The sequence below is a fragment of the Pararhodobacter marinus genome (genome assembly GCF_003122215.1).
Classification (GTDB): domain Bacteria; phylum Pseudomonadota; class Alphaproteobacteria; order Rhodobacterales; family Rhodobacteraceae; genus Pararhodobacter; species Pararhodobacter marinus.
Map to the genome: position 1 here is coordinate 147,655 of NZ_QEYD01000002.1, position 11,832 is coordinate 159,486.

8 protein-coding genes are annotated in these 11,832 nt (G+C 67.8%); 5 read left to right on the top strand and 3 right to left on the bottom strand.

The window, feature by feature from the left end; all coding sequences use genetic code 11:
- Nucleotides 1–12: 12 nt before the first annotated feature.
- Nucleotides 13–867: an aromatic ring-hydroxylating oxygenase subunit alpha gene (locus C4N9_RS03350; RefSeq protein ID WP_109531884.1), complete on the top strand. Its 855-nt coding sequence runs from the start codon at nt 13–15 to the stop codon at nt 865–867.
- Nucleotides 864–2,207 carry an amidohydrolase family protein gene (locus tag C4N9_RS03355; RefSeq protein ID WP_109531885.1) on the top strand — a complete coding sequence of 448 codons (1,344 nt, stop codon included), beginning with the start codon at nt 864–866 and terminating at the stop codon, nt 2,205–2,207. The genes C4N9_RS03350 and C4N9_RS03355 overlap by 4 nt, the downstream gene beginning before the upstream one ends.
- Before the next feature lie 81 nt (nt 2,208–2,288).
- Here C4N9_RS03355 and C4N9_RS03360 read toward each other — a convergent pair whose 3' ends face one another.
- The 3 genes from C4N9_RS03360 to C4N9_RS03370 form a co-directional block, all read right to left on the bottom strand.
- Nucleotides 2,289–3,167 (bottom strand): N-acetylmuramic acid 6-phosphate etherase, encoded by an 879-nt coding sequence (locus C4N9_RS03360; RefSeq protein ID WP_109531886.1) that lies wholly within the window; start codon nt 3,165–3,167, stop codon nt 2,289–2,291.
- Nucleotides 3,164–4,039: an N-acetylglucosamine kinase gene (locus tag C4N9_RS03365; protein WP_109531887.1), complete on the bottom strand. Its 876-nt coding sequence runs from the start codon at nt 4,037–4,039 to the stop codon at nt 3,164–3,166. The genes C4N9_RS03360 and C4N9_RS03365 overlap by 4 nt, the downstream gene beginning before the upstream one ends.
- 81 nt (nt 4,040–4,120) lie before the next feature.
- Complete coding sequence (locus C4N9_RS03370; protein ID WP_109531888.1) at nt 4,121–5,134, bottom strand: helix-turn-helix transcriptional regulator; 1,014 nt, start codon at nt 5,132–5,134, stop codon at nt 4,121–4,123.
- Between the two features lie 91 nt (nt 5,135–5,225).
- Here C4N9_RS03370 and cysD point away from each other — a divergent pair, with 91 nt between their 5' ends.
- The 3 genes from cysD (at nt 5,226) to C4N9_RS03385 (ending at nt 11,821) form a co-directional block, all read left to right on the top strand.
- Nucleotides 5,226–6,155, top strand: coding sequence for a sulfate adenylyltransferase subunit CysD (gene cysD / locus C4N9_RS03375; RefSeq protein WP_109531889.1), 930 nt, complete (start codon nt 5,226–5,228; stop codon nt 6,153–6,155).
- A gap of 49 nt (nt 6,156–6,204) precedes the next feature.
- The gene (gene cysN, locus C4N9_RS03380; protein ID WP_109531890.1) at nt 6,205–8,106 is read left to right on the top strand and encodes a sulfate adenylyltransferase subunit CysN; all 1,902 of its coding nucleotides are present in this window, start codon (nt 6,205–6,207) and stop codon (nt 8,104–8,106) included.
- Between the two features lie 268 nt (nt 8,107–8,374).
- A complete protein-coding gene (locus C4N9_RS03385; RefSeq protein ID WP_109531891.1) occupies nt 8,375–11,821 on the top strand; it encodes a transglutaminase family protein in 3,447 nt (1,148 codons plus the stop codon).
- Nucleotides 11,822–11,832: the final 11 nt, after the last annotated feature.

Consider the following 11,832-nt stretch of genomic DNA (forward strand, 5'->3'; position numbering starts at 1 on the left):
AAGGGGATCGCCATGGCCGAGAAAGCCGCTCTGGATCAATGGTACTGCATCGAGAACCTCGCGGATGTGCCGCAGGGGGGAAGCGGGAACCGGTTGCTGGGCGTGGACCTGGCAATCGGGCGCGCGGGCAAGTTGATCTCGGTCTCGGCGCGGGGCCGGCAATTGCCGGTGCGCCAGCGCTACGGCTATCTGTGGACCTCGCTGGGCGAGCCCGCCGCGTCGGATCCGCCCGCGATTCCCGAAGCCGACGAATCCGACCGCCGCTACGTTCCCTGCGGCGCGTTCACGGTAAGGACCTCGGGTCTGCGGATCGTCGAGAATTTCCTGGATATGGCGCATTTTCCCTTCGTCCATACCGATATCCTGGGGTCCGAGCCGCATACCGAGGTCGCGCACTACGATTGCGAGATCCGCCGCGATGTCGACGAGGTCTGGGCCACCAACTGCACCTTCGTGCAGCCCAGGGCCGCCTTGTCGGCGGGTGGTGCGCTGAAGACCGATTACATGTACCGTATCGCCACGCCCTTCGTGACCGTGCTGTACAAGACCTGCCCGATGGCCACCGACCGTTGGGATGTCATCGGGTTGTTCGTTCAGCCGCTCGACCCCGATCGCTGTCGCGCGCATCCGGTGATGTTCCTGATCGACGATGCCGCGCGGCTTGCCGATCTGATCGGGTTTCAGCAGACGATCTTCCTGCAGGACCGCATCATTCTCGAGAACCAGCGGCCCGTCCTGTTGCCGCTTGAACCCCGGGCCGAGATCCCGACGCGCGCCGATGCGTCCTCGGTCGCCTATCGCCGCTGGCTGAAGGAAAAGGGTCTGACCTACGGGACGACGCTGGGCGAGGGTGCCAGCGCGGCATGAACCTGTCCGGACGGACCCTTGTCGCGCGCGGCTTTCATTGCCCGGACGGAACGCTCGACCCGTTTGCAGAACTCGCCATCGAGATCGGCGCGGATGGCGTGATCACGCGCGTGCGCCGGCCTGGCGCGGACGGCTACGCAGTGCCCGCCGATGCGGTCCGCCTGCCCGAAGGCACGCTCTTGCTGCCCGGCTTCGTCGATCTGCATATCCATGCGCCGCAATATCCGCAGCTGGGCACCGCGCTGGACGAGCCGCTGGAGGTCTGGCTGCAGCGCTACACCTTTCCGCTGGAAGCGCGTTATGCCGATCCGGCATTCGCCGAGCGGGTCTATGCGCGGCTGGTGCGCGACCTGCTGGCCTCGGGTACGACCACGGCGCTCTATTTCGGCACCGTCCATCTGCCCGCAACCCAGCGGCTGGCCGAGCTGTGTCTTGAGCTTGGCCAGCGCGCGCTGGTGGGCAAGGTGGCGATGGACCACCCTGAGACTTGCCCGGATTATTACCGCGATGCCAGCGCCGATGACGCCATCGAGGGCACCCGCGCGCTGATCGCGCATATCCGCGCGCTGCCCGGCAATGACGGGCGGGTCCAGCCGGTGGTCATGCCGCGTTTCATTCCCGCTTGCACGGATGAGGCGCTGGCAGGTTTGGGCGCGCTGGCTGCCGAGACGGGATGCCGGGTGCATACCCATGTCTCGGAAAGCGACTGGGAACACGGCCATGTGCTGGAACGCCATGCGATGAGCGATGCCGAGAGCCTCGCGCGCTTCGGCCTGATGACGCCGCATTCGGTCCTGGCGCATGGCAATTTCCTGTCGGACAGCGATTTCGCGCTGATGAAGCGGCACCGCGCGGGCGTGGCGCATTGTCCGCTGTCGAATGCCTATTTCGCGGGTTCGGTCTTTCCGCTGCGCAAGGCGCTGCGGTCGGGCGTGTCTGTGGGACTGGGCTCGGACATTTCGGGCGGGCCTGCGGGCACGATCTGGGAGACCGCCCGCATGGCCGTCACCGCCGCGCGGATGCTGGAGACGGGCGTCGACCCTGCGCTCGCGCCCGAAGCGCGCGGTGGCCGGCCCGGCGCGCGGATCGACGCGGTGACGGCCTTCCACCTAGCCACGCGGGGCGGGGCCCAAACTTTGGGCCTGCCGGTTGGCGCCTTCGTGCCGGGGATGGCGTTCGACGCGATGCTGATCGATCCGTCGGTCGAGGCGGGCACCCTGCGCGCTTTCGACGGCGAGACCGGCATACGGCTGCTTGAGCGGGTGCTCTACGGCACGTCGAAGCCCAATATCGCGCGGGTCTGGGTGCAGGGGGTGCAGGTCGCGGGGATGGCGAGATAGGCAGAACCGCTTGCCCGGCGCCTTCGGCTTGCTCCGGGCTAAGGCGCTGATCCTACGCTAGAAACTGGCGCCCCTCCGCGTTCAGCCCTTCAACGCCTTCCCAAGCAATCCGCCCGCCGCCTGCAGCCGCGCCTCGGCGGCCCCGGCATCCAGCCCCAGCGTCAGCATCACCACCGCGCGCTTGATCGTGCCGCCCTCGGCCAGCGCGGTTTCGGCCGCCCCAAGGTCCTCTCCTGTCAGATCGGCCACCATTGCCACCGCGCGGGCGCGCAGCTTGACGTTGGTGGGCCGCATCTCGACCATCCGGCCCCGGTGGACATAACCCAGCCGGATCATCACCCCGGTCGAGAGGCAGTTCAGCAGCACCTTCTGCGCCGTGCCCGCCTTCATCCGGGTCGATCCCGCGATGATCTCGGCGCCGGTTTCGGCCACCAGCGCGATCTCGGCGGCCCCGGCCAGGGCGGCCTCGGGCGCGTTCGTCACGGCGAGGGTCAGCGCACCACGCTGCCGCGCATGGGCAATGCCCGCCAGGACGAAGGGCGTGCGCCCCGAGGCCGCGACGCCGATCACCACATCCGCCGGCGTCAGTCCCAGCGCGTCCAGCGCGTCCGGCGCCTCGCTCTCGCTGTCCTCGGCGCCTTCGACGGCCTCCGTCACGGCCGTGGGACCGCCCGCCATCAGCGCCACCGCGCGCTCGGGCGGCCAGTCGAAGGTCGGGGGCAGTTCCGCCGCATCCAGCACCGCCAGCCGTCCCGAGGTGCCCGCGCCCAGATAGATCAGCCGCCCGCCTTGGCGAAGCCGCGCCGCGCAGGCGTCGATGGCTTTGGCAAGGGCAGGGCGCGCGGCCCCGGCCGCGGCCACGGCGGCCAGTTGCGTTTCCAGAAGCGCCGCCGCCAGATCGTCCGAGGGCCAGTCCTCGATCCCTGCGAAACGGGGGGCGGCCTGTTCGGTGCTGCTCATGCGAAAGCCTCCTGCGCCAGTCGCGCCGCCGTCAGCGCGGCGTCGGGTTGCGGATAACACAGCGTGATGCCGGGTGTCCCGGCTTCGAGCGCGGCGCGTATGTCGGGATGCAGCGACAACACGCCGCCGATCACCGCGACCGGCGCCGCCCCCGCCCGCGCGACCAGGATCCGCGCCAGCCGTGCCAGTTCCTCGCCCGCGCGCCGCATCAGTTCCAGGGCCAGCGGATCGCCCGCCATTGCGGCCTGGGCCACGGGCTGCGCCAGCCGCCCGATGGCGCCCCGATCCGCGCCATAGACCGCGCGGCGCGTGGCCTCCCAGTCGCTGCCGCCCATCGCTGCGGCAAGCGTGCGGGCCAGCGTTTCGGCGCCCTCGGGTTTGCCGGACTCGTCGATCCGCCGCCACAGCGCGTCCAGCGCCCTGAGCGCGATCCACGCGCCCGACCCGGCATCGTCGATCAGCGTTCCGCGCCCGCCGATCAGCAGCGTTTCGCCCTGCATCGTGAACCCGACCGAGCCGGTGCCCGAGGCGACCAGATGCCCGCCGCCCTTGGGCCAGCAGGCCCGCCACGCCAGAACCATGTCGTTGACGACGCGAATTTTTTCCTCAGGCAGACCCAGCGCGCGGGCGATCAGGCGGCGCAAGTCGGGATCGTCCGCAAAACCCGCGCCGGTGACGCCCAGATAGGCGCCGTCGACCGGCCCCTGCGCGCGGAGCGGCGCCAGCGCGGCGTGGAGCGCGGCGCGCCCGGCGGCATCGAAAGCCAGCCCGCTCGCGCCCGGTGTCTCGCCGCGCGAGACGACCTTGCCGCCCGTTTCGACCAGCGCCCACCGTGTGGCGGTTCCGCCCATATCCACCCCGAGCCAGCGCATCGTCGTCCCCGTTTGTTCGCCGCGACCCTAGCGGGCGCCGCCGGGGGGGTCAAAGGGGGACGCGCGGGATCCGCGCCGGGATCAGGGACCGGGGTCGAGCGCCGCGACCACGGCACCGTTCAGCACCGCGCGAACCAGATCGGGTTGCCCGCGGGTCCCGGTCTGCGCGAAGGTCTTCTTGGACGTGCTGCGCGCGGTCTCGATCGTCCAGCCCAGCCGTTCCGCCGCCTCGGCCAGCGAAAAGCCGTCGCAGATCAGCGCCGTCAGCCGCGCCTCGCTCCGGCTGAGGCCAAGGCCCCGCGCCAATGCGCCAGCGTCGCGCCCGGCGATCCCGGGCATCTGCCGCAGCACCGCACAAAGGCAGGGCTCCAGCCCCGGCGCGGGCACGGAAAGGCCCGGCAGGATCGCCATCCGGGTCGGCGGATGCTCGGCCAGCGTCACCCCATGCGGCCCCGCGTCACCCGCCGCCGCCCGCTCAAGGGCCCGGCGAAAGGCGCGGCCGGTGACCGGATTTCCCGCCTCAAGCCGCCCGCCCGGCGCCAGCCGCAGCGCACCGCTCCCGGCCAGCAGGGCGCGCGCGGTCTCGCTGGCCTCGACCACGCGCCCGGTCGTGTCGAGCCACAGCCATCCCGCGCCCAGCCGTCGCGCCAGCGCGTCGGCCTGTGCCTGCCGCGCGCGCGCGGTGCCGCTGTCGAGCCAGATCTCGATCGCCTGTTCCAGATAGGGCGCGATACGGCCCAGCAGGACGCTGTCCACCGCGCGGAAATCGGTGAAGGGATGCCACAGGCAGAGCCAGCCGCGAAGGCCGGGCTGCGGATCGACACGAATGACCCGCAGCATCCCCTCCTGCGCGTCGAATTCGTCCTGCGCATAGACCCGCGAATGCCGCAGTGTTTCCAGCCGGGCCTGCGCGGGCAGGGGGGCCGCGTCCCCAAGGCGGTGGACCACGCCGCGCGCCTCGATCCGCAGGGCCACGGCGCGCGCCCGCGTCATCCCGCCCAGAAGCGGCAGGCTTTGCGCCCAGTCGCCCCCCGCCGCGCGGGCATCGGCATAGAGGAACCGCAGGATTTCGACGTCATTCGCCTGTTGCAGCATCGGCGGATCCCGGCCATTTCGCAATGAGCCCCCCATATGGGGGGTGAAACCCGGCTTAGCGCTTGCTATCTGCCCCGGCAATGCAAAACACATGCGAACTGACAAGGAAGCGGGAATGTCCGTGAAAACCCTGACCCACCTGCAACGCCTGGAAGCCGAGAGCATCCACATCATGCGCGAGGTCGTCTCGGAAGCGCAGAAGCCGGTGATGCTGTATTCCGTCGGCAAGGACAGCGCGGTGATGCTGCATCTGGCCAAGAAGGCCTTCTATCCCTCGCCGCCGCCCTTCCCGCTGCTCCATGTCGATACGACCTGGAAATTCCAGGAGATGTACAAGCTGCGCGACAAGGCCGCCAAGGAAGCGGGCATGGAGCTGCTGGTCTACCAGAACCCCGAGGCGAAAGAGAAGGGGATCAACCCGTTCGACCACGGCTCGCTGCACACCGACATGTGGAAGACCGAGGGGCTGAAGCAGGCGCTCGACAAGTACGGCTTCGATGCGGCCTTCGGCGGCGCGCGCCGCGACGAGGAGAAATCGCGCGCGAAAGAGCGCGTGTTCTCGTTCCGCTCGGCCAATCACCGCTGGGATCCGAAGAACCAGCGCCCGGAACTCTGGCGGCTCTACAACGCGCGCAAGAACAAGGGCGAGTCGATGCGCGTCTTCCCGATCTCGAACTGGACCGAGCTGGATATCTGGCAATACATCCATCTCGAAGGGATCGAGATCGTGCCGCTCTATTTCAGCGCGCCGCGTCCGACCGTCACCCGCGACGGGCTTCTGCTGATGGTCGACGACCACCGCTTTCCGCTTAACCCGGGCGAAGAGCCGGTGATGCGCTCGGTGCGCTTCCGCACGCTGGGATGCTACCCGCTGACCGGCGCGGTCGAAAGCAACGCCACCACGCTGCCCGAGGTGATCCAGGAAATGCTGCTGACCACCACGTCCGAGCGTCAGGGCCGCGCCATCGACCACGATCAGGCCGCCTCGATGGAGAAGAAGAAGCAGGAAGGTTATTTCTGAGCCGCCGCCTTTTCGCCAAGACTTTCAACACCCTCTGAGGTGAACCGACATGACCGATCCGATTTACAAGACCGACGCGCTGATCGCGCAGGACATCGACGCCTATCTGGAAACCCATCAGCACAAGACCATGCTGCGCTTCATCACCTGCGGGTCGGTGGATGACGGCAAGTCGACGCTGATCGGCCGCCTGCTGTACGATTCGAAGATGATCTTCGAAGACCAGCTGGCGGCGCTGGAAGCGGATTCCAAACGCGTCGGCACGCAGGGGCAGGAGATCGACTTCGCGCTCCTGGTCGACGGCCTCGCCGCCGAGCGCGAGCAGGGCATCACCATCGACGTGGCCTACCGCTTCTTCGCCACCGAAAAGCGCAAGTTCATCGTCGCCGACACGCCGGGACACGAGCAATACACCCGCAACATGGTGACCGGCGCCTCGACCGCCGATCTGGCCGTGATCCTGATCGACGCGCGCAAGGGCGTGCTGACCCAGACCCGGCGCCACAGCTACCTGGTCAACCTGCTGGGCATCAAGAACATCGTGCTGGCGGTGAACAAGATGGACCTCGTGGGCTACGATCAGGCGGTCTTCGACGCGATCGTCGCCGATTACAGCGCCTTCGCCGCGTCTATCGGGATCGAAAGCTTCACGCCGATGCCGATCTCGGGCTTCAAGGGCGACAACATCACCGCGCCCAGCGAGAACACGCCGTGGTATACCGGCCCCTCGCTGCTGCCCTTCCTCGAAACGGTCGAACTCGACACCACGGCGGATCAGCGCAAGCCCTTCCGCATGCCGGTGCAATGGGTCAACCGCCCCAACCTGGACTTCCGCGGCTTCTCGGGCCTGATCGCCGACGGCGTCGTGCGTCCGGGCGACGAGGTGCGGGTGCTGCCATCGGGCAAGACCTCGACCGTGTCGCGCATCGTGGCGCTGGGCGGCGATCTGGAGGCGGGCGTGGCCGGGGAATCGGTGACGATCACGCTGGCCGACGAAATCGACTGCTCGCGCGGGCAGGTGATCGTCGCGGCGAAATCGCCGCTCGAAGTGTCGGACCAGTTCGAAGCCTCGGTCATCTGGATGGACGAGCACGAAATGGTGCCGGGCCGCGCCTACTGGATGAAGATCGGTGCACAGACCGTCTCGGCCTCGATCGGCGCGCCGAAATACGAGGTCAACGTCAACACCCAGGAGCACCTGGCAGCGAAGACGCTCGATCTCAATTCGATCGGCGTGGCGAATATCACCACCGACCGCGAGATCCCCTTCGCGCCCTATGCCGACAGCCGCGATCTGGGCGGGTTCATCCTGATCGACAAGATGACCAATGCCACCGTGGCGGCGGGCATCATCCACTTCTCGCTGCGCCGTGCCCAGAACATCCACTGGCAGGCGACCGACATCACGCGTGAACACCATGCCAGCATGAAGCACCAGAAGCCGGCGGTGGTCTGGCTGACCGGGCTTTCTGGATCGGGCAAGTCGACCATCGCCAACGCGCTCGAGAAAAAGCTGGCACGGATGAACCGGCATACCTTCCTGCTCGACGGCGACAATGTGCGTCACGGGCTGAACAAGGATCTGGGCTTCACCGAGGCCGACCGAGTCGAGAACGTGCGCCGGGTGGGCGAAGTGGCGAAGCTGATGACCGATGCGGGGCTGATCGTGGTCACCGCCTTCATCTCGCCCTTCCGTTCGGAACGCGACATGGTGCGCGGCATGATGCAGCCCGGCGAATTCGTCGAGGTCTTCGTCGACACGCCGCTCAGCGTGGCCGAGGAGCGCGATGTGAAAGGGCTCTACGCCAAGGCGCGTTCGGGGCAGCTGAAGAACTTCACGGGCATCGACAGCCCCTACGAGGCACCCGACAGCCCCGAGATCCGCATCGACACCACGTCGATGACGCCCGACGAGGCCGCCGACATCATCATCGCCCGCCTGATCCCCTGATCGGGCAGGCGAACCGTCCGGCGCGCATCTTTACGCCACAAATATCCTCGGGGGGTGAATTTGCCGCAGGCAAAGAGGGGGGCAGACAGCCCCCCTTTCTTCGTTTCCGGCCTTGCCCGGGCGGCGGGAACACGGCGCTGCTGCGGTTGCTGAACAGACGGGCAGGGCGGGCGGAAATCTTGGTTCTGCCGCGGAAATTCCGCATTCGCGCTGGCATGATGCGTCTCGCCCCCTATGGTGGGAGAGCACACAGCGACAAGGGCCCCGCATGGCAATCTACGCCTCGATCCATCACCTGACGCATTACAAATACGACCGCCCGGTGACGCTGGGTCCGCAGATCATCCGCCTGCGTCCTGCCCCGCATTCGCGCACGCGGGTGATCTCGCATTCGCTGAAGGTCAGCCCCGGCGGCCATTTCGTGAACCACCAGCAGGACCCATACGGCAACTGGCTGGCGCGGTTCGTGTTTCCCGAGCCGGTGCGCGAATTCAAGATCGAGGTCGACCTGACCGCCGACATGTCGGTCTACAACCCGTTCGATTTCTTCGTCGAAGAAAGCGCCGAGTACTGGCCCTTCGACTATCCCGCCGAGCTGCGCGAGGATCTGTCGATCTACCGCAGGCCCGATCCCGAAGGCCCGAAACTGGCGCAGCTGATCGGCGCGCTGGATTTCTCGCGCACGAGGACCATCGACCTTCTGGTCGCGCTCAATGCCCGCATCGCGCAGGAGGTGAATTACACCATCCGCATGGAGCCGGGCGTGCAGACGCCCGAAGAGACGCTGACCCTGCGTTCGGGCTCGTGCCGCGACAGCTCGTGGCTGCTGGTGCAGGTGCTGCGCCATCTGGGCTTCGCCGCGCGCTTCGTGTCGGGCTACCTGATCCAGCTGAAGCCCGACGTGAAATCGCTCGACGGCCCGTCGGGGACCGAGGTCGACTTCACCGATCTGCACGCCTGGGTCGAGGTGTTTCTGCCCGGCGCGGGCTGGATCAGGCTCGATCCGACGTCGGGTCTGCTGACCGGCGAAAGCCATATCCCGCTGGCGGCGACGCCCCATTATCAGAACGCGGCGCCGATCTCGGGCGGTTTTTCCTCGGATGGCGAGCCCGAGGTGGATTTCGCCTTCGACATGACGGTCAGGCGCGTGGCCGAGCATCCGCGCATCACCAAGCCGTTTTCGGATGAAAGCTGGGAGCGTCTCAGCGCGCTTGGCCAAGACGTCGACCGCCAGCTGCAGGAAGGCGACGTGCGGCTGACCATGGGCGGCGAGCCGACCTTCGTGTCCATCGACGATTTCGAAAGCGCCGAGTGGAACACCGCCGCCGTCGGGCCGCAAAAGCGCGGGCTGGCCGACGATCTGATCCGCCGTCTGCGCAACCGCTTCGCGCCGGGCGGTTTCCTGCATTACGGGCAGGGCAAGTGGTATCCCGGTGAAAGCCTGCCGCGCTGGACCTTCTCGCTGTATTGGCGCCGCGACGGGCAGCCGGTCTGGAAGAATCCCGACCTGATCGCGACCGAAACCCCCGAGGAGCCGGCGACGGCGGATGAAGCCGGTCGCTTTCTGGCGGCATTCGCGAAGAATCTGGGCCTGGACGAGGCTTTTGCGCAGCCCGCTTACGAGGATCCGGCCGAGTGGATCCTGAAGGAAGCGAACCTGCCGCCCAATGTCAGCCCCGAGAATTCCAAGCTGAAGAACCCCGAGGACCGCGCGCGCTATGCCCGTGTGTTCGACCGCGGTCTGACCGAGCCGTCGGGCTATGCCTTGCCGTTGCAGCGCTGGTGGCAATCGGCGGACAAGCCCGCGCGCTGGCGCTCCGAGCTGTGGAAGCCCCGACGCGGGCATATCTTCCTCATTCCCGGCGACAGCCCGGTGGGCTTTCGCCTGCCGCTGGGTTCGCTGCCCTATATCCCGCCCGCGCAGTACCCCTATTCCTATCCCGCCGATCCGACCGTACCCAAAGATGAATTGCCCGATTTCCACGACCGGCTGGACGCGCAGCGTGCGCAGGTCCGGGCCGAGGTCGACAGGACCGAGCGTGAGGATGCCGAACGCGGCGCGATGGTGCCGCCGACCACAGAGGGCCGCACGCAGCCCTCGCAGCCCGGCGCGACCGAGGCCGAGCGTCAGGACATGCGCCCGCAGGGGCCGATGGAAACCGTCGAGGGCGTCGATCCCGAATTCGGCGCGGTGCGCACCGCGCTGGCAATCGAGCCGCGCGACGGCAAGCTGTGCCTGTTCATGCCGCCCTGCGAGACGCTCGAGGATTATCTCGAACTGATCGCCAATGCCGAGATCACGGCGGCCGAGCTGGGCCTGCCCATCCATATCGAGGGCTATTCGCCCCCCACCGATCCGCGTCTCGACGTGATGCGCGTGGCGCCCGATCCCGGCGTGATCGAGGTGAACATTCACCCCGCCCATAGCTGGGAGGAATGCGTCGCCACGACCGAGGCGATCTATGACGAGGCCCGCGCCAGCCGTCTGGGCGCCGACAAGTTCATGATCGACGGGCGCCATACCGGCACCGGCGGCGGCAACCATGTCGTGGTGGGGGGCGCGACCACGCTCGACAGCCCCTTCCTGCGCCGCCCCGACCTGCTGAAATCGCTGATCCTGATCTGGCAGCGGCACCCGGCGCTCAGCTACCTGTTCTCGGGGCTGTTCATCGGCCCGACGTCTCAGGCCCCGCGCATCGACGAGGCCCGCCACGACACGCTCTACGAGCTGGAAATCGCGCTCAACCAGATCGGCGACCCGGTCAATGGCGGCAATCTGCCGCCCGCCTGGCTGGTGGACCGTCTCTTGCGCAACATGCTGACCGACGTGACCGGCAACACCCACCGGGCCGAGATCTGCATCGACAAGCTCTATTCCCCCGATGGCCCGACCGGGCGTCTGGGCCTGGTCGAGTTCCGGGGATTCGAGATGCCGCCCCATCCCCGCATGAGCCTTGCCCAGCAATTGCTGCTGCGCGCGATCATCGCGCGGTGCTGGAACGCGCCGGTCGTGGGGCGGCCCGTGCGCTGGGGCACGGTGCTGCATGACCGCTTCATGCTGCCGCATTTCCTGTGGGAGGATCTGCTCAGCCTGCTGGCCGATCTGCGCGAGCACGGCTTCGACATGGACCCCGTCTGGTTCGAGGCGCAATCCGAGTTCCGTTTCCCTTTTTGCGGCCAGATCGAGGCCGAGGGCGTGCATCTGGAAGTCCGGCAGGCGCTGGAGCCCTGGCATGTGCTGGGCGAGACCGGCGCGATCGGCGGCACGGTGCGCTATACCGACAGCTCGGTCGAGCGGTTGCAGGTCAAGCTGACGACGCTGCATCAGGACCGCTACCGGGTGATGTGCAACCAGCGTCCGGTGCCGATGGCGCGGACCTCGACCTCGGGCGTGGCGGTGGGCGGCGTGCGCTACAAGGCGTGGCAACCGCCCGAATCGCTGCATCCGGTCCTGCCGGTGAACACGCCGCTGGTCTTCGACGTCTACGATGACTGGACGGGCCGGGCGATCGCGGGTTGCACCTATCACGTCGCGCATCCCGGCGGGCGGAATTACGACACCTTCCCGGTCAACGCCTACGAGGCCGAGGCGCGGCGCCTTGCGCGGTTCGAAGCGCATGGCCACACGCCCGGAAGCTACCGTCCTGCGCCCGAACAGCCGCATCCGGAATTCCCGATGACGCTGGACCTGCGGCGCCCGGCGGGTTTGATGTGAGGGACTGACCC

What these genes read in the sequence shown, in the direction of transcription:
- cysD (WP_109531889.1), top strand. Translation starts at nt 5,226, where the DNA reads ATGCGAACTGACAAGGAAGCGGGAATGTCCGTGAAAACCCTGACCCAC.
- C4N9_RS03370 (WP_109531888.1), bottom strand. Translation starts at nt 5,134, where the DNA reads ATGCTGCAACAGGCGAATGACGTCGAAATCCTGCGGTTCCTCTATGCC.
- C4N9_RS03360 (WP_109531886.1), bottom strand. Translation starts at nt 3,167, where the DNA reads ATGAGCAGCACCGAACAGGCCGCCCCCCGTTTCGCAGGGATCGAGGAC.
- C4N9_RS03365 (WP_109531887.1), bottom strand. Translation starts at nt 4,039, where the DNA reads ATGCGCTGGCTCGGGGTGGATATGGGCGGAACCGCCACACGGTGGGCG.
- C4N9_RS03385 (WP_109531891.1), top strand. Translation starts at nt 8,375, where the DNA reads ATGGCAATCTACGCCTCGATCCATCACCTGACGCATTACAAATACGAC.
- C4N9_RS03355 (WP_109531885.1), top strand. Translation starts at nt 864, where the DNA reads ATGAACCTGTCCGGACGGACCCTTGTCGCGCGCGGCTTTCATTGCCCG.
- C4N9_RS03350 (WP_109531884.1), top strand. Translation starts at nt 13, where the DNA reads ATGGCCGAGAAAGCCGCTCTGGATCAATGGTACTGCATCGAGAACCTC.
- cysN (WP_109531890.1), top strand. Translation starts at nt 6,205, where the DNA reads ATGACCGATCCGATTTACAAGACCGACGCGCTGATCGCGCAGGACATC.